Raw genomic sequence first — 25,338 nt, forward strand, 5'->3', positions numbered from 1 at the left:
CTATAAAAATGAGTGCTATTTATAAATACAAATATGACAATAATAATTTTTAAATATGTAAAAACTAGGGGCTAATCTAAAATTTTATGGATTTTATTATTTAAATCTTTACAAAGCATTTTTTTTTCTATTAATGCATGGTTTTTGCTTTTTTTTCGCAAAGTTCATAATTTGAGAAGGCTTAAATATGAGGCTTTGCTTATTCAATTGAAATATTTCTTTTAAAACCAGTGTCAAAACAGATAAATGTATCAGTACCAGCAACCCCATTGATTAGATGTACTTGTTCATATAAAATATTTTTTAAATGTTCATTATCGCGAGCAAATATTAGCGCGAAAATGGCATAATTTCCAGAAACATAATTACATTCTGTGACTTCTTTAATTTTTTCTAATGCTTCCATTACACTTTTTGCAAAACGTGCTTCCCTTAGTCGGATTCCGGTATATGATTTCGTTTTATAGCCCAGTTTTTTTTCATTAAGAATAAATTCAGCATTTTTTACCACACCTAGTTCAGTCAATTTTTTAATTCGTTGATGCACTAAAGAGTTTGATACTTTTAATTCACTTGCAATTTGGGAGTAGGCTTTTCGAGCGTCTAATTGTAGTTTTTGTAAAATTTGTTTATCGATATAATCAAATTGATTTTCCATGATAAATATTGTGGATTATTTAAAGTTAAATTAATTTTATTTCAATCTATTAAAATTAATTTAACTTATTATGATAAATAAAAAAATAAAATTACTTAAAATTTGTTTATAAATAAAGTAATCTATTTATTTTTGTTCAAAAATTTTATAAACATGGATACTATCCAAATTTTTGAGAAATTGTGGAAGGAATATACAGAAAGAACACCTTCCGCAAAAAGAATTAAAGACTTATTTGAAAGCAGAGGAGATGTGGTTTATAATGATCATGTTGCCTTTAGAACTTTTGATGACGATCGTGCAAATATTAAAGTGTTAGCGGCTCCATTTATAGAGGCAGGTTACATAGAATGTGGCGATTATCATTTTGAAAAGAAAAAATTATATGCTAAACATTATGAGCATGCGACTAATAAAAACTTACCTAGAGTTTTTATAAGTCAATTATTAACTAAAGAGTTTTCTTCAGAATTACAAGAAATAGTAAAGAACATGATTGATAGTATCGCTTTAGAAGAATTACATCCGTCAGAATTGGTCTTTAAGGGACGTTTATGGGAACAACCTTCTTTTGAAATTTATCAAAAACTACAAACAGAAACTGAATATGCAGCATGGCTCTATGTAAATGGGTTTTGCTCGAATCATTTTACAGTTGATGTGAATAGATTAAGTTCTTTTGATACTTTACAAGAAGTGAATCAGTTCTTAAAAGACAATCATTTTAAAATAAATACATCGGGAGGAGAAATTAAAGGAACTCCTTCTGAGTTATTAGAACAGTCTAGTGTTTTAGCGGATAAAATACCCATAGTATTTAAAGAAACCACCAAAGAAATTACGTCTTGCTATTATGAATTTGCATTTCGTCATGCCATGTATAATGGCGAATTATATTCTGGTTTCATAGCAGGTTCTGCAGATAAGATTTTTGAAAGTACAGATATGAAATTACAAGAAGTGTAAATCTTAATTTCATGAAAACAAAAAAAGGCGGATGTTTTAATTTCCGTTTTTTTTGTTTTACATAACAATATCATTCTTCCAAATATAAGGTTCCGGTATATCTTTGTCGTTTATCAACTGACGAATATCTATTTCTATACCTCTACTTAAATCTGTTATTGGTATGTCATTGACGCCGCCTTCAAAAGGATTCTCTGTATTTTCTCCAATTTTTTCCATAGTATGAAAAACCCAAGATAATAAAGCACTGAAGGGTATTGAAAACCAAACAAAATGATTAGCTATAAATTCTTGAATAATATGTCCCAAATTTGTACTAGATGAATGCTCCGATAATTCTTCCATAATATGACTTCCAATAGCTTCAAAACTTTGCATAATTCCAAAGGGTAAAAGAAAGATGAAAATCCAAACAAAAATATAGTTTAATGTTGCATACTGTCTCGGATACGGAAAGTTCTTAATACGTTCAGATTTTCCTTGTAATGTGTAAAACTCAACTAAGATATTCATCATTTCCATGTGCCTGAAATCTTCAATAAAACCTTTGTTCATTAACTCTTTTAAACGTTTAGATTGTATTCCTAAAAGTTGTGATGGTTTGTTCCCTTTGCTAAAAATTTCTTCAAATTCTTCTTCAGAAATGTATGATTTTATAGCCTCCCTAATGGGGATCCTATCTTCAAAAACTAAATAATGGTTTTCTCTAAAAGCTGCATTTTGTTTATCCTTTTTTAAATGAGTTTCCCAAGGTTTGTCTCCTCTCATTTGATAACGTAAAGCTGTTAGCCAGGCAATATGTCTGTGAACTAACTCTTTTTTTACAGCTTGTAATTCATCTGCAGAAAGAAGTGTTTTTGCATGTGTATTGTCAATGAAATCTTTGACCATAATAGTCCAAGATCTAGATGTATTTACAATGCCTCCCCAAATTTTACGAGCTTCCCACAAGCGGTCATAGGACGCATTATTTTTAAAACTGATTAAAAAAGAAATTGCAGTTCCAAAAACGCCTAATGGTAACCAAGGTACATTCAGCCATTTTAACCCAACGATATCATATAAAATAACCGGAATTGTGCCAATTAATATGAACAAGAAGATTTCTCTTTTAGTCCATTTCAGCATCCCTTTTATTGGGAAAATACGTTTGATATACATAATTTTTTATATTATTGTTAAAGAACCAAATATAACCTTTTTGAATTCTTATATTTGGGAGGTAATCAAACTTTTATTAAGATGAAAAAACTAATCGTATTCTTTCTATTTCTATCCATTTCAATATCAGCTCAAAAAGTTGATTTGTCTTACTATTTACCAAATAACGTAACGTATAATAAAAGTGTTCCAACCCCTAAAGAAATTATTGGGCATGAAGTAGGTGAATGGCATGTTACCCATGACAAATTAACAGAATATATGAAGGTTTTAGCATCCTCTTCTGATCGAATTTCGATAGAGACCAGAGGTACAACCTATGAAGGAAGACCATTGTTATTATTAACAATTACTGCACCTGAAAATCATAAAAACTTAGAAGAAATTAGACAAGCACATATTAATGCAACCAATAATAGTTCTGTAGATATTTCAAAAAATCCAATTGTTGTGTATCAAGGATTTTCTATTCATGGAAATGAACCAAGTGGCTCTAATGCAGCTTTAGCTGTTGCTTATTATTTAGCTGCTGCAGAAAATATCGATGATTTATTAAGGAATACTGTTATTTTATTTGATCCATCTTTTAATCCAGATGGTTTGCAACGTTTTGCGTATTGGGCGAATATAAATAAAAGTAAAAATATAAACCCAGATCCAAATGATAGAGAGTATAATGAGATTTGGCCAAGAGGTAGAACCAATCATTATCAGTTTGATATGAATAGAGATTGGTTGCCAGTTCAACTGCCAGAAAGTAAAGCAAGAATTGCTAGTTTTCATAAGTGGTTGCCCAATATATTAACAGATCATCATGAAATGGGTAGCAATGCTAGTTTCTTTTTTCAACCAGGAATTCCTTCCAGAACAAATCCGTTAACACCACAAATGAATCAAGATTTAACCAAAGAAATTGCAACATATCATGCAAAAGCTTTAGATAAAATTGGTTCGTTATATTATTCAGAAGAAAGTTTTGATGATTTTTACTACGGCAAAGGTTCAACGTTTCCAGATATCAATGGAAGTATAGGGATTTTGTTTGAGCAAGCCAGTTCAAGAGGACATGCTCAGGAAACAGTAAACGGAGTTTTAACCTTTCCGTTTACAATAAGAAATCAATTTACAGCAGCATTATCTACTTTAGAAGCTGCAAAAAATATGCGTGTTAAAATCTTACAATATCAGCAAGATTTTTACAAAGAATCTAGAAATTCTGGAGAGAAAAAAGCAATTGTTTTTGGTGACGAAAAAGATGGGGCAAAAAGCTTTCATTTGGCAGAAGTCTTAAAGCGTCATCAAGTAGATATTCATGAAATAAAATCTGATTTTTCGGTTAAAGGTAAAAAATTTAAAAAAGGATACAGTTATGTAGTGCCTATGAATCAGAAAAATCAACGTTTGGTAAAAGCTATGTTTGATGTGCGAAAAACATTTAAAGACAGTCTATTTTACGATGTTTCTGCATGGACTTTTAATCATGCTTTTGGTGTTGATTATGCAGAAAATATATCGCTTGCAAAAGCAGGTAGTGAAATCACAAATTTAAAAATAAAGAATGGAACTGTTTCTTTTAAAAGCGATTATGGTTATTTAATGCCTTGGAATGAATATTACACTCCAAAAGCTTTAAATGCTATTTTGCAAGAAGGTTTGCGTGCAAAAGTATCTATGAAGAATTTTAAAAATGGGGGTAATTCTTATGAATATGGAACCATTTTTATTCCAGTTCAAAACCAAAAATTAAATGCTACTGATTTATATCAATTTTTAAAGAATGCAGCAATTGCAAGCCATGTGCAGATAAAAGGAGTAGCCACAGGTTTAAATGAAGGTATTGACTTAGGAAGTAACAATTTTAGCGCCATTAAAAAACCAAAAGTGGCAATGTTAGTCGGAAACGGAATTGCAGGAAATGATTCTGGGGAAATCTGGCATTTGTTAGACCAGCGTTTTGATATGCATTTAACTCGTTTAGATATGAGTTATTTTACAAATATAGATATCAGTAAATACACACATATAGTGATACCTAGTAGTAAGATTGATAAAGTAGCTATTGATAAATTAAAAACTTGGGTCAAAAATGGTGGAGTTTTAGTTGGCTATAAAAATACTGCAAAATGGTTGTCCAGCAACAAAATGATTAGCTTACAATTTGATAAACAAAAAATGGATACCATTAAGAATGTTTCATTTGAAAATAAATCTTTACAGTCTGGCGCACAATATATTGGTGGAGCAATTTTTGAAGCAAATTTAGATAGATCACATCCTATTAATTTTGGATATAAGAACGATAAAATAGCGTTGTTTAGAAACTCAACATTGTTTATTAAAGCTGATAAAAAGAGTTATAACAACCCAATTCAGTATACATCAAGCCCATTATTGAGTGGTTATATTTCCAAAGAAAATGCAAAAGTTATTAAAAATACAGTTCCCTTTAAGGTGCAAAGGTTAGGTAAGGGTAGCGTCATCGTTTTTACGGATAATACAAATTTTAGAGCTTTTTGGTATGGAACAAATAAGTTATTAATGAATGCTATTTTCTTTGGTGATAAAATGTAAGTTTTTCTTACAAAGAAACAAAGTGTAATAGCTTTGTCTCTTAAACTGTCAATTCGATTTATTTTGTAAAGAATGAAGAAAATTGCATTAAGAAGTTTTTAAAAGCTCAAAAGTTGCAAAGTTAAAATTTGCAACTTTTGAGCTTTTATTATTATAATACCCTCAAATATTTGAAGGTATCGAAACGTAATTATGTAACAAAGTCAATAGTTAAACGTCTTATTGATATAAACAAATAAATATATAAATGAGTTTTTTTAGAGTTTTACTAGCCATTGTTTTTCCGCCTTTATCAGTATTAGGAAAAGGTTGTGGTTCTTTCTTTATTATTCTATTATTAACCCTTTGTGGCTGGATTCCTGGCGTAATTGGTGCTTTGGTAATTTTGAACAATCCTAAAAATTAATTACTTATTTAGTTTTAATTCTAACCTGTGCATGATTATTCTTAAATTAGGTTGATGAGTTTTTTGAAAAAATATTAACAACAAATAATATTATTTTTTATTGAAGTAGTATCACTTGTTAAGCCGTGAAAAAGTTGAAATTTAACAAACCTGCTCTCCGTTTTTAATTCCTTTTGAAGCTTTTAATAAGACAACATTTCTTTCGGTATTATAAACACCCAAGACTAAACATTCGCTCATGAAATTAGCAATTTGTCTCGATTTAAAATTAACGATTGCAGAAACTTGTGCATCTAGTAAATCCTCTTTTGTATACAAATCTGTTATTTGAGCACTTGATTTTTTTATCCCTAAAGCACCAAAATCAATTTTAAGTTGATAAGCAGGTTTTCTTGCTTCAGGAAAATCATTGACATCAACAATAGTTCCTATTCTAATATCAATTTTTAAAAAGTCTTCAATTGTAATTTCGTCTTTCATCGTTTACTTTTTTTTTCCTAATTTTTGAATTACCCATAGAGGACCTATCAATAAAAATTCTAAATCTTTTAAAAAAGATGGTTTTGCCCCTTCTATTTTATGTCCATAAAACTGGCCAATCCAAGCCACCACAAAAATAATGATTGATGTATATAGCAAGTTTACCTGATTACTCAACCAAAAATTCCCAACAATACATACTAGAATTACAAACAACATTTCCATAGCATACCAAAACCCTAAACGTATATAAAAGATAGAAATAATAAGGCCAATAACTACGGCCCAGTTTTCGAGTAGGGGATTAGATAAGTTTAATATTTTTTCTAAAATTACATTTGGTATGCTCATTAGTAGGCCGATAATACTAAAAAAAATTAATGGGACACAAATGTAATGTATGGTTTGGTTTGTTTTATTTTGATGACTTAAAGCGTATTCATCAAAATATTCTTTAGCAGTTCTCATATAGTAAAATTAAAAATTAAAGATAAGTATTTTTATAACAAAAAAACAAAATTGGTAAGGTCTCTTATTTCCAACCTTTATGAATTAGCAACTGATCTATATGTGCAAAATGATGATTGCAATGCCAAGCATATATGCCTATATTTTTTTTTAAACTAACTTCTTTATTTTCTGAAGGATGTATAAATTTTTTTTCTAACTCCTGATCAGTTAATCCTCTTAACAAATACACCCATTTAGCATGCAAAGCTTTTAAGGAATCAAAAGATAGGGAAATAGGGGCAGATTTAGAATCATGCAGTTCTGCCCAACGTTCTTCAAAATAGGCTTTAATAATTGGTGTATCTTCTGTTAAAGCCCATTTAAAGCGAATATAAGAATTGTGATGACTATCATAACAATGATGCACAACTTGCCTAATCGACCAGCCTTTCTCTCTATAAGGGGTGTCTAATTGATTATCGGATAACGATCGTGTTAAGTACTCTAAATTTTGAGGGAAAGTTTCCAATACAAAAATCCAATCCTCAATGTTTTTTTTGGTGATTTGCTTTGGAATATTTGCCATTCCTATGGGATATTTAATAGTGTGTAGGTTCATTTATTATTCACTTATTTTCGTTAAAACGCGCTGAGAACTTCTATTTTCCACATTAATCGATAAGGATTTTTTAAAGATCACAATTGCACTCGCTGTATCTTTCTTCAAAAGATAAACCTCTCCGAAACTATTAAAAATATATGAACTTTTAGGGTGTAAGTTTGTATTTATTTCAAAAACCTCTAAAGCAGCATTAAAATTATTTTTTTTAATAAAAGTGTACTCAAAAGCTTAAAGTCACCTGCTCTAATAAAAGAACTTAAAGCTTAGTCAAATTCTTTCATTTTAAAATATTCATTAGGCATTTTTTCAACATAAAAAAAGCTTTTAAATCATCAAAAAAAGTACCTTTATCATTCTTTTTAATATATGAAAAAATGAAAGTAGTTACGTTGACCATCAATCCAGCTTTAGATAAAAGTGCAAAAGTAACAGAAATGATACCTTTTGATAAATTAGAATGCCATGATATTACATATCATCCAGGAGGTGGAGGTATAAATATCTCTAGAGTTTTGCATAGATTAGGGATAGAAAGTCATTGCTTATTTCCTTATGGTGGTAAAACTGGCGAGCATTTAATCGAATTATTACAAGAAGAGCATGTATCTGTATTTTCAACACCAATTTCAATTTGGACTCGAGAAAATTTTGCCGTTTTTGATATGAAAACAGGTTTGCAATTCAGATTTGGAATGCCAACAGCTTCTTTTTCAGAGGCTGAAATGAAAAATATAGAGCAATTGATAAAAGAGCAAGTGGCAGACGGAGATATTTTTGTAATTAGTGGCAGTTTACCTAAAGGATTGCCAACGGAGTACTATTCAAAAATCATTCAAAATTTAACATCAAAAGGCGTAAAGGTAATTGTTGATACTTCGGGGCCTGTATTTAGTGAGGTTTTAAAAAATGAGTTATTTTTAATAAAACCCAATCAAAAAGAATTGGCACGTTTGGCAGGAAAAGAGTCATTGTCTGCAAAAGAACGAGAAGAATTTGCAATGCAATTGGTAACGTCCAACATTGCAAAATATGTAGTGGTTTCTTTAGGGAAAGATGGTGCATTTATGGCGCATAAAAACGGCATTGAATACATAACAGCACCTGTAATTTCTGTAAAAAGTACAATCGGAGCAGGAGATAGCATGGTAGCAGGTTTAATTTATGGTATTACTCAAAACGAAACTCCAAAAAACATGTTACGTTGGGGAGTTGCTTGCGGGGTATCAGCAACCTTAAGTGAAGGTTCAGATTTAGCGCACAAAGAAAATATTGAGAAAATTTTGAAATTGGTATAAGTTATTTTAAGATCAAACTTGGTCAAACAATAAGTAGGAGTTACCGATTTACAGAAATATAAAAAAATCAAATGCGATAAAACTAGTTGTAATATTTAATTTTCATATTTTTATTTCTCCTAGAGATTAAATTTTTATGGAAAGTCCGATATTCAAGACTTCTCTTTCATCATTGAAAAGAAAATACTCTTAAGTATAAAAAATCACAGTCCTTCAAAATAAATAGACATCGTATTTTTTAACAATTTAATTTGTTGTTAATCAGTTAGATAAAACTTTCTTCAACGGTTGAATATAATGCTTGAATTATTACGAACTACAGCAAAACACAATAAAAACGTTATTTTTGAAAATTGATTATAATTTGAATAGTTAAAGAAGAAACAAATGGCAAATACATTATTTGACAAAGTATGGGATTCACACGTTGTTCGTCAAGTTAAAGACGGACCAGATGTGTTTTTTATAGACCGTCATTTTATCCATGAAGTTACAAGTCCCGTAGCATTTTTAGGATTAGAGAGTAGAGGTAACACCGTAGTTTATCCAGAGCGTACATTCGCAACTGCAGATCATAATACACCTACTATAAATCAACATTTACCGGTAGAAGATGCCTTGTCAGCAAATCAATTAGACGCTTTAGAAATCAATGCTGCAAAACATGGTATTTCTCACTGGGGTTTAGGAGATGAAAATAACGGAATTGTGCATGTTGTAGGTCCAGAAAACGGAATTACTTTGCCTGGTGCCACGATAGTTTGTGGAGATTCTCATACATCTACGCACGGAGCTTTTGGAGCGATCGCTTTTGGTATCGGTACATCGGAAGTAGAAATGGTTTTATCTACTCAATGCATTATGCAACCAAAACCTAAGAAAATGCGTATCAACGTAAATGGTAAATTAGGTTTGGGAGTTACACCTAAAGATGTCGCTTTATACATCATTGCAAAACAAACAACTTCCGGAGCTACAGGTTATTTTGTAGAATATGCAGGAGATGTTTTTGAAGATATGTCTATGGAGGGCCGTATGACTGTTTGTAATCTATCTATTGAGATGGGTGCGCGTGGAGGTATGATTGCTCCAGATGCTAAAACTTTCGAATATATAAAAGGACGCGCTCAAACTCCGAAAGGAGCAGATTGGGACAAAGCCATGAAATATTGGGAAACTTTATATACTGAAGAAGGAGCAGCGTTTGATGTAGAATTTAATTATCAAGCGTCAGATATTGAACCAATGATTACCTACGGTACAAACCCAGGAATGGGAATGGGGGTAACAAAATCGATTCCAACGGCAGAAAGCTTAGAAGGTGGTGTAGAAACTTATCGAAAATCTTTAGGATATATGTCTTTTAATGAAGGCGATTCTATGATTGGTAAAGAAATTGATTTTGTATTCTTAGGTTCCTGTACTAATGGACGAATTGAAGACTTTAGAGCATTTTGTTCTATTGTTGAAGGGCGTCAAAAAGCAGACAATGTTACTGCTTGGTTAGTTCCAGGATCTCATAAAGTAGTAGATCAAATAAATAAAGAGGGCTTAGATAAAATTATTACGCAGGCAGGTTTTGTTTTGAGAGAACCAGGTTGCTCAGCATGTTTAGCAATGAATGATGATAAAATTCCAGCAGGAAAATTATCAGTATCGACATCTAATAGAAACTTCGAAGGAAGACAAGGACCAGGATCTAGAACATTATTAGCATCACCTCTTGTTGCGGCAGCATCTGCGGTGGAAGGAGTTGTAACTGACCCAAGAACATTACTTGCTGGATAACAGTTTAGTAATCGCTTTTAGTGAAAAATGATATCTAAAAAAAAATAAATAAACGAATAAACATTGCCAATTGAAAATGGGTAATGAATACTTAAAAATATGGCTTACGATAAATTTCAAGTATTAACAAGTACAGCATATCCGCTACCAACAGAGAATGTTGACACAGATCAAATAATTCCTGCTCGTTTTTTAAAAGCAACAGAACGTGTAGATTTTGATGTCAATTTTTTTCGTGATTGGAGATACAATCAAGACGGAACACCAAAAGCAGAGTTTCCATTAAATAAAGAGATTTATGCAGGTTCTAAAATTTTAGTTGGGGGTAGAAACTTTGGTTCTGGCTCATCAAGAGAACATGCAGCTTGGTCTGTATATGATTTTGGATTGCGCTGTGTTATCTCATCAGCATTTGCAGACATTTTTAAAAATAACTGTTTAAATGTAGGTGTTTTACCAGTGCAAGTTTCAGCTGAATTTGCAGATACTTTGTTTGCAGCAATTATGGCAGATTCAAAAACAGCCATTAAAGTTGATTTACCAAATCAAACGGTAACTTTAGTAGCCACAGGTGAATCTGAATCTTTTGTAATTAATGCTTACAAAAAAGACAATATGTTAAATGGTTTTGACGATATAGATTACTTAAAAAATATCGAAAACGAGATTACAGCTTTTGCTGAGACAAGACCATTTTAAAAAGTTTTTTTTAGGTTAAAGTATGGGAAGTAGAAAGATTGAAATAATGGATACGACACTGCGTGATGGAGAACAAACATCAGGGGTGTCGTTTTCAGTTTCTGAAAAGTTAACAATCGCAAAATTATTACTGGAAGAATTAAAAGTAGACCGTTTAGAAATTGCATCTGCTCGTGTTTCTGAAGGGGAATTGCAGGCTGTTAAAAAGATTACTTCTTGGGCTTATGAAAATAGTTGTTTGGATAAAATAGAGGTCCTGACTTTTGTTGATGGTGGAAAATCAATTGAATGGATGATCGATGCTGGCGCAAAAGTACAGAATTTATTAACCAAAGGTTCTTTAAATCATTTAACGCATCAACTAAAAAAAACACCTGAGCAACATTTTTCAGATATTAAAGTGGCTATTGACCTAGCAGCGGCAAATCACATAAAAACGAATATATACTTAGAGGATTGGTCTAACGGAATGCGCAACTCTAAAACTTACGTATTTGAATATTTAGATTTTTTAGTAGCTCAAAATATAGAACGTGTTTTATTACCAGATACCTTAGGGGTATTAACGCCTAAAGAAACTTTTTTATATATTGATGAGGTTCGTACAAAATACCCAAAAATTCATATCGATTTTCATGGTCATAATGATTATGATTTAGGAGTTGCTAATGTAATGGAAGCTGTAAAAGCAGGCGTAAATGGATTGCATTTAACCATTAATGGAATGGGAGAACGTGCAGGAAATGCGCCAATGGCAAGTGTTTTGGCGGTGATTAAAGATTTCTTAACAGATGTAAAAATTACAACAAACGAAAAAGCACTTCACAAGGTAAGTAAGTTAGTAGAAACATTTTCAGGTTTTAGAATTCCGGTAAATAAGCCTGTAGTTGGAGCAAATGTCTTTACGCAAACGGCAGGGATTCACGCAGACGGTGATAATAAAAATAATTTATATTTTAATGATTTAATGCCAGAACGGTTTGGTAGAAAACGGAAATATGCATTAGGGAAAACATCCGGAAAAGCCAATATTCAAAAGAACTTACAAGATTTAGGTATCAGCTTAAATGATGAAGAATTAAAGAAAGTTACTCAAAGAATTATTGAATTAGGAGACAAAAAAGAAGTTGTTTCTCAAGAAGATTTACCTTATATAATTTCTGATGTTTTAGATAGCGACACAATTGAAAAACGTGTAGTTGTAGAAAATTATGTTTTAGGGCATGCAAAAGGAATGAAACCATCTACTACTTTACAATTAAGAGTTGAAGGTGTTTTATATGAAGCACACGCTCAAGGCGATGGTCAGTTTGATGCTTTTATGAATGCATTAAAAAAAATGTATAAAATTCACAGTAAAAAAGAATTACCCGCATTAATCGATTATGGAGTAAGAATTCCTCCAGGAAGTAATTCCGATGCACTATGTGAAACTATTATTACATGGAAAAGAGAAGAAAAGGAATTTATAACACGTGGTTTAGATTCAGATCAAACAGTATCTGCAATAAAAGCTGCAGAAAAAATGTTGAATATCATTTAAATAACATTTGCTTTTTAACCGTAGGCGATTTGTTGAAATAAAAAATAAAAGACTATAAATACCAGTCAAAAAATTAAAAAAATGAAATTAAATATAGCAGTATTAGCAGGAGATGGAATTGGTCCTGAAGTAATAGACCAAGCCGTAAAAGTATCTAATGCGATCGCAAAAAAATTCAATCATGAAATCAATTGGAAACCAGCTCTAACAGGTGCTGCTGCAATTGATGCAGTCGGAGAGCCTTATCCAGATGAAACACACGAAATTTGTGAAGCTGCAGATGCTGTTTTATTTGGTGCAATTGGTCATCCAAGATTTGATAACGACCCTTTAGCAAAAGTTCGTCCAGAGCAAGGTTTACTGAAAATGCGTAAAAAATTGGGCTTATTCGCAAACGTAAGACCAACATTTACATTTCCTTCTTTGTTAGACAAATCTCCTCTAAAAAGAGAACGTATTGAAGGAACTGATTTGGTTTTTTTACGTGAATTAACTGGAGGTATTTACTTTGGTGAAAAGGGTAGAAGAGATGCTGGAGAAACTGCATTTGATAATTGTGTGTACACAAGAGCAGAGGTAATTCGTTTGGCAAAAAAAGGTTTTGAATTAGCAATGACACGTTCTAAAAAATTATGTTGTGTAGATAAAGCAAATGTTTTAGAAACATCTCGTTTATGGAGAGAAACCGTGCAAGCAATGGAAAAAGATTATCCAGAGGTTACGGTTTCTTATGAGTTTGTAGATGCAGTTGCAATGCGTTTAGTGCAGTGGCCAAATAGTTATGATGTTTTAATTACTGAAAACTTATTCGGAGATATTTTAACAGACGAAGCTTCTGTAATTTCTGGATCTATGGGCTTAATGCCAAGTGCATCTCTTGGTTTAAAAATAGGTTTATTTGAGCCAATCCATGGTTCATATCCACAAGCAACTGGATTAAATATTGCAAATCCAATGGCAACGATCTTGTCTGCAGCAATGATGTTTGAAAACTTTGGTTTACAAGAAGAAGGAAAAGCAATTAGAGCTGTTGTAAACGATGCTTTAAACGAAGGAATTGTTACGGAAGATTTAGCAGATGGAGGAAAAGCTTACGGAACGAAGGAAGTAGGAGATTGGTTAGCGAAAAACGTCTAAAAATTTAGATCATATAAAACTAAATAAAAGCATTTAATTTCGGATACTTTTATTTAGTTTTTTATTTTTTCCAACTATTTGTTATATAATAAGTCGCTTATTTAATAAAAAATTTGGCAATTATAAAGCGATTACAAATTTTTGCATAATTTTTTAAAATTTGTTTAAAGTTATGATTGAAGACTTTATGAGCTAATGATCTTCATCATTCTGATAGTTTTTTATATATTCTGCTAGAAATTTTGTGTTCAGCTTTTAGTCGCAGGTTTTTTTTGTAGAAAGAGGCTCGTAGAACATGATAAATAGCAGTTTTGTTTTTAAACAAAGAAAGAGCAAAAAAACTAGCATTAGTTGTAGTTTCTAATAAACTAATAAAACAGACTTTTGTCATAGCAAAATTAGTACATTCTTATCATGCAAGCTATGTTTTAGTGCTAAGAATTAAATAACTACTAAAAAAAGTATAGTGCTATGTGTGGCTTGTTGTATTGAAAATAAATCGACATCGGAGATGTATTCTAATTCAACAATGCAAGAAAAAATATTACCAAAACTGAATAAAGAAAAAGGTTGTTTTTTAGCTCAATTCTTTATTTTACGATTGTTTTTCATTTCACTATTGGCAATTCGATAAATGAAATATTGGTCCTATTTCTGTATATCTTGTAGGCAGGAGTTCCTTCCACTGGAACTCTATCAAATGTATCCTTATCCGCACCTGAAATTGCAATCCTGATTGAATGACCTTTTTTAATCAGAACAGAGGTAGGCCATAATTTGAATGAAATCTTTTCAATCTCGTTAAGAGGCATAGATGTCGCATCGGATTGATTGAATGAATGATATGGTACTTCTTCAAACATTTTATGTTCGGATAGTTTGCGGTGTTCAAGCAATAGTCCACCTTCAGTAATATATCTGCTCATCCCATTCTCATCAACATCTTCTAGGTAAACAATAATTCCTCCGTTTTGATGTGTTGAAGACAAATTGAGAGTTATTGCCGGAGTTCCGGTAATTTGAATGTCTTTCTTTAGTGGCTTAGTTGTGTATGTGAGCATTAAAGAATCAGCAGCATTTCTGTTGTTAAGATTCAAAACGTGATTCCCCATTTGAGTTGCCCACCTATTGTTTTTTCCAGTAGTAACTGAAAAGTCAACAAGGTACTCATCCATACCTTTATGTTTAGCTGAAGCCGAGGTCTTTAGCTTTCCTTTATCCCGGAAAAAATATTTAACTCGAGCTTGTCCAGCAGGAGGCCAGACATTTGATTCTTTGAAAGCTTCTTCACCAAAATTGTAGTATTTAATTGCAGGCCAATTTGCTACTCCTTTTTCTATGCCTTTCAGATATTGATCAAAAAAGTCTAGTTGTATTTGAAGTTGTTCATTTACAGAGGGAACAGGGGCGACTACTTTGTCTGAAACAATAAAGGGACTGGCATGAGATCCACCAGCGTGGGAGGTTGGCATCATTACTACTTTCTGTAGATTATCAAAATGTTTTAATCTCAAGAGTGTGCCTTCTGCCGTTCCAGCATCCAACCAACTAGTAAGCACAAGCATTGGTACTTTTGATTCTGAAATCTCCTTCTTCCAATTGATTGGAGAACATTCCAGGTAGGTAAATTCACCAAATTTTGAATCTTTATATCTGGCATTGCTTGTACTTTCAAGAATCACTGGGTTATTCGCATGTTGAGCAATTGCGGCGTCCGGACTACTTTCTGTAACGCGTCTCACACTCGCTTGTAATATGTCTGAAGAATTATTATCTAATAAATTTACATATTGACTCCATAAGGCTATGAATCCTTTAGCGAGCATTCCGTATGGTCTTGTTGGGCTTTCATATACATCAAAATCAGACCATCCGGGAATGACAGCTTTAACTGCTTTGTGCCCTGTGGCGCATAATAACTCAGAAGTAGTGCCTGAATACGAGGTGCCATAAGCTCCAACACTTCCATCAGACCAAGATTGATTGACAGCCCATTCAACAATATATTTAGCATCTTCTACCTCTATAGGAGTGTATTCTCCAAGTCTTGTTCCATAGGAGGCACCTGTACCTCTTACATCTACTTTAACCAGTATGTAATTATTTGTTAAAAAGAATTTATCACGATCACTTAGTGATGGATTAGGCTTACCGGTTTCGGGATTTTCAGATGATCTCCAATACCTTGTAAATTCAAAAAGAGCTGGTAATTTCTGATTTTCATAACTGCTCGGAAAGTGGACATCGACTGCCAATTTTGTTCCGTCGACAGCGGGAACATAGTAGGACTTAGTTGATAAAGAAGACTGTCCATTTACTGTTTGGCCTAACAAGAAGGCAAGCATAGCGAGAATTAGGTTGTATTTCACGTGTTTCAGTTTAATGTTTTTGATTAGACTTATTGTTTATGACGCCTTAAGTTTCTCTTTTACCAAAGAATTTCTTCACACATATTAAAATAGATTTCTTCCGATTCTTTGTTTTCATATTCAACAGATATTTTAACTACTGACAAACATCCCCAGCCCCTATAACTCACCAAAAAACCATTTGATTTATCATTAGACTCTCTGTTTTTAATAATAAATGTGTCATGGCCAAATTGATAGCTCACTTTTGTAATTTTGTTGAGGGTATGTTGACTTGATGTAATCCATACCGTAAAATCATGAACTTGTCTTCCCTTAGAATCAATAATACCCGGAATATTAACTGCTCGAGCATTGGGTTGTATGCTGGGATCTCTTAATTTATTTATTTCAGTAACTAAGCTGTTTACTAGATTTTTATTAGCGCCAATTTCCTTTTTCTGCATGACTATTGTAGAATCTAGAGATTCTAATTTGTCGGTTTTCAATCTAATTGTATCGTTTAATTTGTTTAATTCACTGGCAGCAAAAATGAAAACTAGAATTATAATTACAAAACCAAGGGATGAGATTAAAGCACCTTGTTTTGACTTTCGTTTTAATTGTTTATTGTCCATCTTTTTGTTCTATTACTTTATGAATAAGTTGCATTGCCTCTGACCACATTTTTAAAAGTCTTCCAGAAGAGTATATAATCCCTCCAGTAGAAGTAAAAAGGCCCATAACTGCAATAGTGTTTTCCTGAGTTTCACTTTTAAATAGTAATGAGATAGCTGTCCCTATAAGAACCAAAACAGAAATTAATGTAATTATCAGATACACCATCCTTTCAGTTTTAAACAAAGACACTAATTCTTTGATGGCCTTGACTGTATCGTTTAATGTTTTACTCATAATATTTATTTTTAAATGATTACTATTTTTTGTGAATGTGAGCTAACGTATTCGTGAAAGCAAAGTTACATTTGGTAATGCTCTAAAGTTAGTAAATAAATTACAAGTACAAAGTCATCGAGCACTATTCTTAAATTGGCTAGAACTAGGAGTAAGTTTAATACTCAAAAAGTACAGCTCCTATTGAAAATCCGGCTCCAGTTCCTATCAATAAGCATTTCTGACCTCTTTTTAGCTTTTTTTGTTGGATAGCAGTATGGAGAGAAATAGGAATGGAAGCTGCAATACAGTTCCCGTTTTCGGCAAGCGTGTTTATTGTTTTCTTGGCGCCTTTTGGGTACATTCGTCTAAACATTTCTAAACCTGCACGTGAAGCTTGATGAGGTATTATAACATCTACATCTTCTAAAGAGTATTCTAAATCGCTAAAAAAGGTTTTTATAAAGTAAGAGGTTTTATCTTTTGCTAGACGTAAAAGTTTCTTACCTTCCATTTTAAAAGAATGAAGCGCCTTATTATATGGTGTGTCATCGTAATAATTAACACTTCCTCCTCCTTCAATTATGGAGAAGAAAGCTCCTTCAGAATAGTTTTTAAATTGCCCTTTAATTAAAGCCGAATCACTAGTGGAGTCATATGTTATTACTACAGCAGCAGCACCATCACCAAACAATGTTAAGCTTTCCCAATTGGAAGGGTCAAGTCCCTTTGACGAAACTTCAGATGAAACTAATAAGATACGTTTATAAGTTTTTCCATCTAGCATTCTTGAGGCCATATCAAGTCCGGCAACAAAGCTTAAACAGGTATTGTCTAGGTCGATAGCCGGAAAATCATATTTATCACCATTTTTAAAATTATGCTTTATTATACTTGCTTGATTGGGTAGCGGGTAGTCATAACTACCGCTTGCCGAAATAAGCAAGTCAATGTCGACTAAATTAACAGAAGCAGCCTCTAAAGCAGCTTCTGCGGCTCTCGCTCCCATAAAGCCATTGCTTTCATGGGTAACATTATGTCTGTTTTTTACACCAGAATATTTTTCGCTCCATCCCTTTGGAAGCCCATGCATGGATTCTAACTCTTCCGAAGTTACAATCTTGGGAAGGTACACACCAGTTCCCTCTATTTTAATTTTCTTTTTTTTCATTTTTCACTCTTCTAAGTTTGTTCCCTTTTGTGTGATGTTTTAAGGCTACTTGTTCAATTATAATATCATAAACACCTTGAGATTTTAAGAAATTTTTAAGCCTTTTTTCCGCCAAGCTATAATGTTCAGACTGCTTTAAATACAACTCCAAATGCGAATCAGTTTTTTGCACAATAGTGAAATCATTGATAGATGGATGTGCTAATATTATTTCTCGTCTAAAGAAGTCTGGATAAATAATAACTTTTTCATTTTGGTTTGATTTAAAAGAAAGCACATCATCAGACCGACCTTCAATTTTCTCTATTACTGTCTTTTTACTTCCACATGGGCAATTATTTTTTTCATGGATAATATCATTTAATTCATACCGAATAACAGGTTGAGTGGTTCTTAACAAATCTGTGATAACAGGATGAAAGCGTTTTTTTTCAGCGTCTAGGTATTTTTTTTCTAAAATTAGGAAATCATCATTAAAATGTAAGTTGCCATGGCTACAAGTAGTAGCTAATAAACCTTCTGTGCATTGGTATACTTGATGAATAGTTTGTTTAAAAATATTCTTTAAGTATTTGGAGTCTTCTGGTGATAGGACTTCTGCTACAGAGATTATTTTAGAAGGCGAAATGGATAAGACTCCTTTTTCCATATATGAAGCAAGTTCAACTAATATACTAGGTTGTGCAACAAGAATGGTAGGCTTTAAGGAATTAAGCTTTTCGACATAGGAGTCTAACTGACCAAGTATATCGAAAAATTCAAAACTTAAAATTTTTGAAGTAATGGAACTGTAAAGGTTACTGTTTGCTCTTAAGAAAAAAGCAACACGTCTTTTTTTTAGAGAAAATCCTATTACACGATCTAGAACACAAGCAACCCAATTGGCTCTTTCTTTTTGGCTGGCCATAAAAACACCTCGATTACCGCTTGTGCCAGAAGATAATCCAATGGTAATGTCTTTAATAGTAGGAGAGAAGTCTCGAAGTTGCTCTGCTTTTTCTGCAACTTCCATAGCTTCAGATATAGTGATGCTCATTGTGTTAATCTGGTCAAAATTTAACATAAATTCAGACTTGTTTATCAGGGGGTATTCTTGTAAAGGCTTGTTTTTTAAAGCATTTTCTTTATAAAATGGAGATGTTAATAATATGTGTTGAAGCTTTTTCCAGCGTATGCTTTGTAGTTTATCAAGTCTGTTTTTATACAGCCATTTATAAACCTTAAGTTTAAAAAGGGCGATTAATATTTGAATTTTAAAGTACATCTAAATCAATTTTAGTTTTAACTAAAGGGTCCGTGGTTTTTGCGCAATGCGTTGGAACAATAATAGTTTTTGGATTACTTTTATGGAAACGAATAACCCTCTTTAAACTTGATTTAAAATTAGGCCATGAATCAAAAAACAATCTAACTATTGAGGGGGGAAGTACTCCTTTGGAGTAAGATTCCTTAAGCCAGCAAGCATCGGCTATTAAGAAATACGATTTTTTATTTGTAGAAAGTAGGAGACCCATTTGCCCTGCTGCATGACCAGGTAGCGGTATAGCTGTTAAATATCCGTCATCAAATAAATCATAGGCAATACCTAATATGGGTAATTCAATTTTTGGTTTTTCATCAATTAACGATAATCGATCTGTAAAGTCATCTGGAATAAGATCTTTGAGAATACCTTTTGTGAAAGACAAAGTCTTAGAAATATTTTGCATTTGGTTTACTGCTGTTGAGGATGCATGAAATGTTGCGTTAGGGAAGTCTTTGAGGCCTCCAACATGATCGGCATGAAAATGTGAAATAAAAATATGTTTTATTGAATTAGCAGAAATACCATTTGCTTCCAGTTGCGTTTTTACTTCCTGTTCAGGAGAAATATAGACTTTGGTAATTTGAGCATAAATCTTATTTGGGTAATTACTTGTGGCGTCGTAAAACCGATTAGTATAACCTGTATCAAACAGAAGGTAGCCTCTGGTAGGATGCTCAATTAACCCCCATAGAGCATTGAATACAATATTTTGTTTCCTTCCATTTTTAATAGCATGATTCTCGTGTGAATAGCAGAACCCCGCATAGCCTAAATAAAGTTTACTTTTTTTCATGAGATATATACCAGTTTACAAATTCATTTAAAGCTTCTTTAGTCGTAACTTTTGGTCGATAGCCCAATTGGTTTTTAGCCTTTGAAATATCCATAGTTAAGGATATGGCAAGTGTCCCCACTCCGTATTGTGTTAAAGGAGGTTCGTTATTATTTGTTAATCTAGATTTAAGTTCAAGAAATTTGGCTACCCATTTTACGATTCGAAAAGGAACTTTTTTACTTGGAACCTTTTTACCTAGCCGGCTTAATACTTCAAAAATGGCATCCCATAAAAAAACTGGATCTCCGTTCGAAATGTTATAAATATCATTTATTGCCGTGTTTTTTGCTTTTAATGAAAGTAAGATGGCGTTAGCTATATTTTCTGCAGAAGTAAGGTCTGCAATATTTTTCCCATTACCAATTACTTTTAATCGGCCTTCATCAACTGCTCTTATTAACCGTGGCATAATAACAGTATCTCCTCTACCTATAATTGCACGAGGTCTTAATATTACATATGGTAACCCAGATTTTATTAATAACACTTCTGCTTTTCTTTTAGATTTAGCATATTGATTAACCAATTTTTTAGGCAGATCATCACTTTCTTTTATATTAAACTTGTCTTTGTATTCAAAATATACACTAGGGCTCGAGATAAAAATAAACCTTTTAATATCATGTTCTTTAGAAGCTTTAATTAAATTAATTTGAGTATTTATATTTGCTTTTTTAAAAAGTGATTCACCTCCCCAAGGAGAAGATAGAGCGGCTGCGTTAATAATTGTATCGATGTTTTTTAATAAGTCATTAACAAATACTCTGTCTTCAAGGTTGCCTAGAATATAATTTACCTTTTCATGCTTAATAGTGTGTGTAAGTTTTAGTGTTCGCCCTGTAGCTATAATTTTATTTATATCTGGGTCTCTAATCAAAACTTCTAAAGTTCGCCAGCCTAAAAAGCCAGTAGCCCCTGTTAATAATACATTCATACTAAATATATAGTTCTATGTTTTTATTGTTTACTATTAACTCCTCTCCGGCCATTAGCAGGTCAATATACGGTCTCATAATATCGAGGTATGTACTTTGAAGTTTTAACTCTGTGTTAAAAGGTTTGTTATCATAAATAGCTTTTATTGCTTTTTTATCTTGACGAAGTGCAAGGAGAAAAAATGGTCCTAATACAGAGGTTTTAAGCCATGAAGGGAGCCATCTGTTACTTGCTGTAATCTGAGAAAAGAAATAATTTTCACCTGTTTTAGTGGGGACAATAATAAATCTATTCGTCATTTCTATTCCTCTTTTAGAATGAAATTCTAGATCAATAATATTTCCTTTATATAGTCTGCCGTAGCTATGTGTAATGAAACGGCCAAAAAGGCTTCCAATAATTCCTGATTGGTGAGATTCTTCAACGTACTTAACTTCTACACCGTCTTTAATCCCTTTAATTTCGGCTGTCGTTTTTCTCGGCTTGCTAGAACTTCGTATTAACCCATCGTGTAAAAAAGATGTATGCATTGGATCTAAGAAATTTTCAAGAATGTCTGCCGTATTGCCAATTATTGTAGTTTTATAAGAAAATATTTTTCCATTAGATAAAGTCTTTAAATGCTCATAAAAAGGAGTATTTCTTTCTAGGCAAACCCAAAGAAGACCATCATGTTTGTGAGTGCCGTAAGTAGAAAGAATACAAGATTTCCCTTTGTACTGTTTTTTTAACCCAGGTAATTTAGTGGCAAAGCCGTCATTATTAAATTGCCATCCATGATAGCCGCATACCAGCATTCCATCAATAACTTTTCCTTTTGATAAAGGGTAGTTTCTATGAGGGCAGTGGTCTTTTTGCGCTACCCAACCATGCTCACCCTTATAAACAACAATAGCCTCTCCTAGCAAAAAAAAGCGTTTTGGTTTTTTGCTTAGTTTTTTAAGAAGAGAAATGGGGTACCATTGTTTGTGCATATCTAGGAATTATATTTATTACAATTTATATTTTTTAATTAGAGGAACTCCAAATTTATTAGAAATAAATTTGAGTACTTTCCAACGAAATTTCCTTTTTTTAGAAAGGTGATTTATAAAGAGGGCAGAATATTCAATAGAAGGTTCGCCGCCTCTCATTCTTTTAAACTCTGGCGCACCAGAACTTAAATTGAGTAGTAAGTTTAATTTAAATTTAGATAAGATAGCTAATTGTGCGGCATGAATATACAAACTTTTTTTTCTAGGAGCGCTTGTATCATAACCAACAAGTGGAGACGTTATAGTATTGTCTAAAGTAAACTGACCAGAAAAAGCTTTTAAAACCCCATGCTTATCTGTGTAACCTTGAAAATCTATTATTCCGTTCTCATAACATTCTTGAAAATACTTAATTGTGAATTGCGGATTTAAAGTGGAGTATTTCTCTATATAAAGTTTGTGATATAATTGCAAAGCTTCTGGAAGTAGAGGCTCCATGTTTTTATGTTCTATATAATTAAGTCCGGTTTTTCTAATTAGTTTATTATCATGTTTATTATTTCGGTGTTTAAGCCATGCTTCTTTGTTGAGGTCGAAAATATAGACTTGTCTACTGCCAATGGTGTCATATTGGTTGGTGTTAAATAAGTCTAATAAGTTACTATGCTGGTATTCATTTAAAGATCTGAAAATAATTGCATGATCGGGGTATTCGGACTTAAGAAAGGTAGTTATTTCTGGAATTTCTTTACCATTCCACTCTGGGAAAGGGTTGGTAGATAAAAGAAAATTATTAACATGTACATTCTTATTTAACATGCCATGTTTTAACCAACCAGAAATACCTTTAATAACGAAGAGAAGAAAAAAACGTAAAATAATGTTTTTAATTGTCCATTTTACTTCTTCTTTGGAGTATTCGGCATATGCAGAATAGGGAGAGCAAACAAATGAGTTATCCCACTCGGTATTATTTATTGTAACAGGAAAGAATAAGTCATCATTTATATACAAGACACGGTATTTTGTATTTACATTTTCAATTAGTAATTGAGATTGGGATTCAAACATTTTACTAAAGCTCCCTACTTTACCTTTTATATCCTCCTGCTTAGCCCATCTAACTTTCATGACCATTCCATTCTATATCATAGGTAGTTGCTTCTAACAAGCTTATACCTTTAGATAATTTTATAAAAACTAATTCTAAAACACTTAGTAATTGTGCGAATGCAGGTACAGGATCTTTTAAGCTAAATATTACCCCTTTAGAATTTCTTATATTTTTTGATAAAAATTTAAAAGGATGTGTTAAAAGCATTAAGCTTGTTAACATGAAATCACCTGTTTTTATTGTTGCTTTTTTGTCTTCATTAAAAAAGCAGTCGGCTAAATTGTTATTTATTATATGAGCGCCACTCGTGCCTCTAGGGTTACATTCAATAAAATAAGGAGTGTTATTAGAAATAATAACATCGAAACTTAGTTGACCCGTATAGTTAAGGGTGCTGCCAAAATTCTCAACCTGTCTTTTTGCTTCAATATTTTTAACTGATTTAAAATAAATACCAGCCCCTTTTCCTGCTCTATAAACAGGTTCGTAAGAAGTATATCCTTTTAATTTTCCAGTGTCCCAAATGGAATAGATACATATTTCTTTTCCCTCAATTTTCTTTTGTACTATCCAATTTTTAGGTTTTTTAAACGCATCTAGAGTTAAAGATTGATTCATAAAAACTTGAGAACCAAACCTAGAATATTTAGCCTTAAAGACATAACGATTGCTTTGCGACCAATTGGAAAAACTTTCTAAAGAAAGGGTTTCAGGAATGTTTAGATAATTTTTAAACTCCTGTGAAAAGGTTTCTTTGTTATGTAATAAATCTATGAGTTCAAACTCGGGAGTCCATACTTTACAATTCCAATTTTTTTTATAACGAGATATGTAGAAAGTCTCTTCACATGTTGGTATTATATGGTTAATGTCATATTTTGAGACCAGTAGAGAAATGGCTTCAATGTACTTTAAAGTTAATTGTCTAGCACATGGAAGTCTTTCGTATGTTACAATTGTATTGGACCATCTACCGATTGGAAACCTCAAAGAGTCGGCAAGAATTATAAGATACCCCTTTTTATGAAAACTACGGGCAAGCTCAAGAGCAATTGGAGCTCGTGCTCCTAATAATAGTATGGTATTATTTATCACAGTAGTTTTAATTAATTGTCTTGTCCTGAAATATGGCTACAGGTTAAAATTGAATTAAGCTGATAATTTATATACCATATTAGGTGTTTTATAATCTAAAGATAAATGTAATCTTAATTCATTGTATAAATTAATTGCATTTTTTGCAGCTCTCTTTGCGTGACTCACGTTATCAAAGGTTTGGTCTAAATAAAATTCATCTTTTAAAATTCCATTTACTCTCTCTGCCATTGCATTTTCGTAACAATGATTTTCTTCTGTCATACTAATATCTATCTTTTTTCTTTTGAGTATTTGTGTGTACACATTACTGCAATATTGTATACCTCTATCAGAGTGGTGTATGAGTCCTTTAATGTTTTTAGCTTGATAAATGGCCTTATTAAGTGCCCTCACACATCCTTTAAGTTCCAAGCTATCACTAATATCATAACCCACTATTTTTCTGGAATGCATATCTGTTATTAAAGCCAGGTAGCAAAAGCCCTTTATGGTTCTAATGTATGTAATATCAGATACCCAAACTTGGTTAGCTCTAGTGATTTCTAAGTCTTTTATGATGTTATTATATTTATAAAAACGATGATAAGAGTTCGTAGTTCTAGCACTGGTTTTCCTTCTAAGTGTCAGCATTTGATGTTTTCTAAGGACACTAAATAGAGTATCTCGACCGACTTTAATATTGGCTTTATTAAAATCTGCATTTAATGATTTCACAAGTTTTCTCACGCCTTCTCTAGGAAGGGATTTGCGTCTTTTTCTAACGATATTAATAATCTGTTGTTCTCGGTTTAAACGTATATCAGCTCTATTTTTATGCTTGTAATAAGCATCACGTTTAAGTCCAAAACAATGGGTTATAGTTGTCAAAGAAGCAAATCCCTTAGAT

The 25,338-nt window shown here is 32.3% G+C and carries 24 protein-coding genes; 8 read left to right on the plus strand and 16 right to left on the minus strand.

Annotated features, from left to right (window positions below; genetic code table 11):
• Positions 1-199 precede the first annotated feature (199 nt).
• Positions 200-658 (minus strand): Lrp/AsnC family transcriptional regulator, encoded by a 459-nt coding sequence (locus ATE90_RS04040; RefSeq protein ID WP_101450867.1) that lies wholly within the window; start codon positions 656-658, stop codon positions 200-202.
• A 153-nt stretch (positions 659-811) separates the two neighbouring features.
• Here ATE90_RS04040 and ATE90_RS04045 point away from each other — a divergent pair, with 153 nt between their 5' ends.
• Entirely contained in the window at positions 812-1,624 is an 813-nt protein-coding gene (locus ATE90_RS04045) for a DUF1338 domain-containing protein (protein ID WP_101450869.1), read from the plus strand.
• Positions 1,625-1,681: 57 nt separating this feature from the next.
• Here ATE90_RS04045 and ATE90_RS04050 read toward each other — a convergent pair whose 3' ends face one another.
• The gene (locus tag ATE90_RS04050) at positions 1,682-2,785 is read right to left on the minus strand and encodes a bestrophin family protein (protein ID WP_036786985.1); all 1,104 of its coding nucleotides are present in this window, start codon (positions 2,783-2,785) and stop codon (positions 1,682-1,684) included.
• Positions 2,786-2,866: 81 nt separating this feature from the next.
• Here ATE90_RS04050 and ATE90_RS04055 point away from each other — a divergent pair, with 81 nt between their 5' ends.
• Positions 2,867-5,356: a M14 family zinc carboxypeptidase gene (locus tag ATE90_RS04055; protein WP_180335167.1), complete on the plus strand. Its 2,490-nt coding sequence runs from the start codon at positions 2,867-2,869 to the stop codon at positions 5,354-5,356.
• Between the two features lie 247 nt (positions 5,357-5,603).
• A complete protein-coding gene (locus ATE90_RS04060) occupies positions 5,604-5,762 on the plus strand; it encodes a YqaE/Pmp3 family membrane protein (RefSeq protein WP_081958178.1) in 159 nt (52 codons plus the stop codon).
• A 141-nt stretch (positions 5,763-5,903) separates the two neighbouring features.
• Here ATE90_RS04060 and ATE90_RS04065 read toward each other — a convergent pair whose 3' ends face one another.
• The 3 genes from ATE90_RS04065 to ATE90_RS04075 form a co-directional block, all read right to left on the minus strand.
• Positions 5,904-6,242, minus strand: coding sequence for a tRNA-binding protein (locus tag ATE90_RS04065; RefSeq protein ID WP_036786983.1), 339 nt, complete (start codon positions 6,240-6,242; stop codon positions 5,904-5,906).
• Positions 6,243-6,245: 3 nt separating this feature from the next.
• Positions 6,246-6,710 (minus strand): Mpo1 family 2-hydroxy fatty acid dioxygenase, encoded by a 465-nt coding sequence (locus tag ATE90_RS04070; RefSeq protein WP_036786980.1) that lies wholly within the window; start codon positions 6,708-6,710, stop codon positions 6,246-6,248.
• A gap of 64 nt (positions 6,711-6,774) precedes the next feature.
• The gene (locus ATE90_RS04075) at positions 6,775-7,311 is read right to left on the minus strand and encodes a YfiT family bacillithiol transferase (protein ID WP_036786977.1); all 537 of its coding nucleotides are present in this window, start codon (positions 7,309-7,311) and stop codon (positions 6,775-6,777) included.
• Positions 7,312-7,688: 377 nt separating this feature from the next.
• Between ATE90_RS04075 and ATE90_RS04080 the strand changes: the two genes are divergently transcribed.
• The 5 genes from ATE90_RS04080 (at position 7,689) to leuB (ending at position 13,776) form a co-directional block, all read left to right on the plus strand.
• Entirely contained in the window at positions 7,689-8,609 is a 921-nt protein-coding gene (locus tag ATE90_RS04080; RefSeq protein ID WP_036786975.1) for a 1-phosphofructokinase family hexose kinase, read from the plus strand.
• Between the two features lie 387 nt (positions 8,610-8,996).
• Positions 8,997-10,397, plus strand: coding sequence for a 3-isopropylmalate dehydratase large subunit (gene leuC / locus ATE90_RS04085; protein ID WP_036786972.1), 1,401 nt, complete (start codon positions 8,997-8,999; stop codon positions 10,395-10,397).
• 99 nt (positions 10,398-10,496) lie between these two features.
• Complete coding sequence (gene leuD / locus ATE90_RS04090) at positions 10,497-11,096, plus strand: 3-isopropylmalate dehydratase small subunit (RefSeq protein ID WP_036786969.1); 600 nt, start codon at positions 10,497-10,499, stop codon at positions 11,094-11,096.
• A gap of 22 nt (positions 11,097-11,118) precedes the next feature.
• Positions 11,119-12,639, plus strand: a complete 1,521-nt coding sequence (locus ATE90_RS04095) for an alpha-isopropylmalate synthase regulatory domain-containing protein (protein WP_036786967.1) — start codon at positions 11,119-11,121, stop codon at positions 12,637-12,639.
• An 81-nt stretch (positions 12,640-12,720) separates the two neighbouring features.
• Positions 12,721-13,776, plus strand: coding sequence for a 3-isopropylmalate dehydrogenase (gene leuB / locus ATE90_RS04100; protein WP_036786966.1), 1,056 nt, complete (start codon positions 12,721-12,723; stop codon positions 13,774-13,776).
• 608 nt (positions 13,777-14,384) lie between these two features.
• Here leuB and ATE90_RS04110 read toward each other — a convergent pair.
• The 11 genes from ATE90_RS04110 to ATE90_RS04160 form a co-directional block, all read right to left on the minus strand.
• A complete protein-coding gene (locus ATE90_RS04110; protein ID WP_143741100.1) occupies positions 14,385-16,145 on the minus strand; it encodes a CocE/NonD family hydrolase in 1,761 nt (586 codons plus the stop codon).
• 59 nt (positions 16,146-16,204) lie between these two features.
• Positions 16,205-16,762 (minus strand): pYEATS domain-containing protein, encoded by a 558-nt coding sequence (locus tag ATE90_RS04115; RefSeq protein ID WP_036786962.1) that lies wholly within the window; start codon positions 16,760-16,762, stop codon positions 16,205-16,207.
• The gene (locus tag ATE90_RS04120; protein ID WP_036786961.1) at positions 16,752-17,039 is read right to left on the minus strand and encodes a hypothetical protein; all 288 of its coding nucleotides are present in this window, start codon (positions 17,037-17,039) and stop codon (positions 16,752-16,754) included. Before ATE90_RS04120 ends, ATE90_RS04115 begins: the two co-directional genes overlap by 11 nt.
• Positions 17,040-17,196: 157 nt before the next feature.
• Positions 17,197-18,189: a 3-oxoacyl-ACP synthase gene (locus ATE90_RS04125; RefSeq protein ID WP_036786959.1), complete on the minus strand. Its 993-nt coding sequence runs from the start codon at positions 18,187-18,189 to the stop codon at positions 17,197-17,199.
• Positions 18,170-19,453: a F390 synthetase-related protein gene (locus tag ATE90_RS04130; RefSeq protein ID WP_036786956.1), complete on the minus strand. Its 1,284-nt coding sequence runs from the start codon at positions 19,451-19,453 to the stop codon at positions 18,170-18,172. Before ATE90_RS04130 ends, ATE90_RS04125 begins: the two co-directional genes overlap by 20 nt.
• Complete coding sequence (locus ATE90_RS04135; RefSeq protein WP_036786955.1) at positions 19,443-20,288, minus strand: MBL fold metallo-hydrolase; 846 nt, start codon at positions 20,286-20,288, stop codon at positions 19,443-19,445. Before ATE90_RS04135 ends, ATE90_RS04130 begins: the two co-directional genes overlap by 11 nt.
• Complete coding sequence (locus ATE90_RS04140) at positions 20,275-21,264, minus strand: NAD-dependent epimerase/dehydratase family protein (RefSeq protein ID WP_036786954.1); 990 nt, start codon at positions 21,262-21,264, stop codon at positions 20,275-20,277. Before ATE90_RS04140 ends, ATE90_RS04135 begins: the two co-directional genes overlap by 14 nt.
• A 1-nt stretch (position 21,265) precedes the next feature.
• On the minus strand, positions 21,266-22,240 hold the full coding sequence (locus ATE90_RS04145; RefSeq protein WP_036786951.1) for a Rieske 2Fe-2S domain-containing protein: 975 nt from the start codon (positions 22,238-22,240) through the stop codon (positions 21,266-21,268).
• A gap of 18 nt (positions 22,241-22,258) precedes the next feature.
• Positions 22,259-23,371, minus strand: coding sequence for a hypothetical protein (locus ATE90_RS04150; RefSeq protein WP_052107566.1), 1,113 nt, complete (start codon positions 23,369-23,371; stop codon positions 22,259-22,261).
• Complete coding sequence (locus ATE90_RS04155; protein ID WP_036786948.1) at positions 23,361-24,449, minus strand: ATP-grasp domain-containing protein; 1,089 nt, start codon at positions 24,447-24,449, stop codon at positions 23,361-23,363. Before ATE90_RS04155 ends, ATE90_RS04150 begins: the two co-directional genes overlap by 11 nt.
• A gap of 54 nt (positions 24,450-24,503) precedes the next feature.
• Positions 24,504-25,319, minus strand: a complete 816-nt coding sequence (locus ATE90_RS04160) for an IS3 family transposase (RefSeq protein ID WP_101450871.1) — start codon at positions 25,317-25,319, stop codon at positions 24,504-24,506.
• Between the last annotated feature and the right edge of the window lie 19 nt (positions 25,320-25,338).

The sequence above is a fragment of the Polaribacter sp. Hel1_33_96 genome (assembly GCF_002846595.1).
Taxonomy (GTDB): Bacteria; Bacteroidota; Bacteroidia; order Flavobacteriales; family Flavobacteriaceae; genus Polaribacter.

Excerpts from the sequence above, each read along its gene's own strand:
- leuB (WP_036786966.1), top strand. The coding sequence starts at position 12,721 with ATGAAATTAAATATAGCAGTATTAGCAGGAGATGGAATTGGTCCTGAA.
- ATE90_RS04125 (WP_036786959.1), bottom strand. The coding sequence starts at position 18,189 with ATGAAAAAAAAGAAAATTAAAATAGAGGGAACTGGTGTGTACCTTCCC.
- ATE90_RS04140 (WP_036786954.1), bottom strand. The coding sequence starts at position 21,264 with ATGAATGTATTATTAACAGGGGCTACTGGCTTTTTAGGCTGGCGAACT.
- ATE90_RS04120 (WP_036786961.1), bottom strand. The coding sequence starts at position 17,039 with ATGAGTAAAACATTAAACGATACAGTCAAGGCCATCAAAGAATTAGTG.
- ATE90_RS04145 (WP_036786951.1), bottom strand. The coding sequence starts at position 22,240 with ATGCACAAACAATGGTACCCCATTTCTCTTCTTAAAAAACTAAGCAAA.
- ATE90_RS04065 (WP_036786983.1), bottom strand. The coding sequence starts at position 6,242 with ATGAAAGACGAAATTACAATTGAAGACTTTTTAAAAATTGATATTAGA.
- ATE90_RS04115 (WP_036786962.1), bottom strand. The coding sequence starts at position 16,762 with ATGGACAATAAACAATTAAAACGAAAGTCAAAACAAGGTGCTTTAATC.
- ATE90_RS04045 (WP_101450869.1), top strand. The coding sequence starts at position 812 with ATGGATACTATCCAAATTTTTGAGAAATTGTGGAAGGAATATACAGAA.
- ATE90_RS04055 (WP_180335167.1), top strand. The coding sequence starts at position 2,867 with ATGAAAAAACTAATCGTATTCTTTCTATTTCTATCCATTTCAATATCA.
- ATE90_RS04075 (WP_036786977.1), bottom strand. The coding sequence starts at position 7,311 with ATGAACCTACACACTATTAAATATCCCATAGGAATGGCAAATATTCCA.
- ATE90_RS04070 (WP_036786980.1), bottom strand. The coding sequence starts at position 6,710 with ATGAGAACTGCTAAAGAATATTTTGATGAATACGCTTTAAGTCATCAA.
- ATE90_RS04095 (WP_036786967.1), top strand. The coding sequence starts at position 11,119 with ATGGGAAGTAGAAAGATTGAAATAATGGATACGACACTGCGTGATGGA.
- ATE90_RS04135 (WP_036786955.1), bottom strand. The coding sequence starts at position 20,288 with ATGAAAAAAAGTAAACTTTATTTAGGCTATGCGGGGTTCTGCTATTCA.
- ATE90_RS04060 (WP_081958178.1), top strand. The coding sequence starts at position 5,604 with ATGAGTTTTTTTAGAGTTTTACTAGCCATTGTTTTTCCGCCTTTATCA.
- ATE90_RS04130 (WP_036786956.1), bottom strand. The coding sequence starts at position 19,453 with ATGTACTTTAAAATTCAAATATTAATCGCCCTTTTTAAACTTAAGGTT.
- ATE90_RS04080 (WP_036786975.1), top strand. The coding sequence starts at position 7,689 with ATGAAAGTAGTTACGTTGACCATCAATCCAGCTTTAGATAAAAGTGCA.
- ATE90_RS04150 (WP_052107566.1), bottom strand. The coding sequence starts at position 23,371 with ATGAAAGTTAGATGGGCTAAGCAGGAGGATATAAAAGGTAAAGTAGGG.
- ATE90_RS04040 (WP_101450867.1), bottom strand. The coding sequence starts at position 658 with ATGGAAAATCAATTTGATTATATCGATAAACAAATTTTACAAAAACTA.
- leuD (WP_036786969.1), top strand. The coding sequence starts at position 10,497 with ATGGCTTACGATAAATTTCAAGTATTAACAAGTACAGCATATCCGCTA.
- ATE90_RS04050 (WP_036786985.1), bottom strand. The coding sequence starts at position 2,785 with ATGTATATCAAACGTATTTTCCCAATAAAAGGGATGCTGAAATGGACT.
- leuC (WP_036786972.1), top strand. The coding sequence starts at position 8,997 with ATGGCAAATACATTATTTGACAAAGTATGGGATTCACACGTTGTTCGT.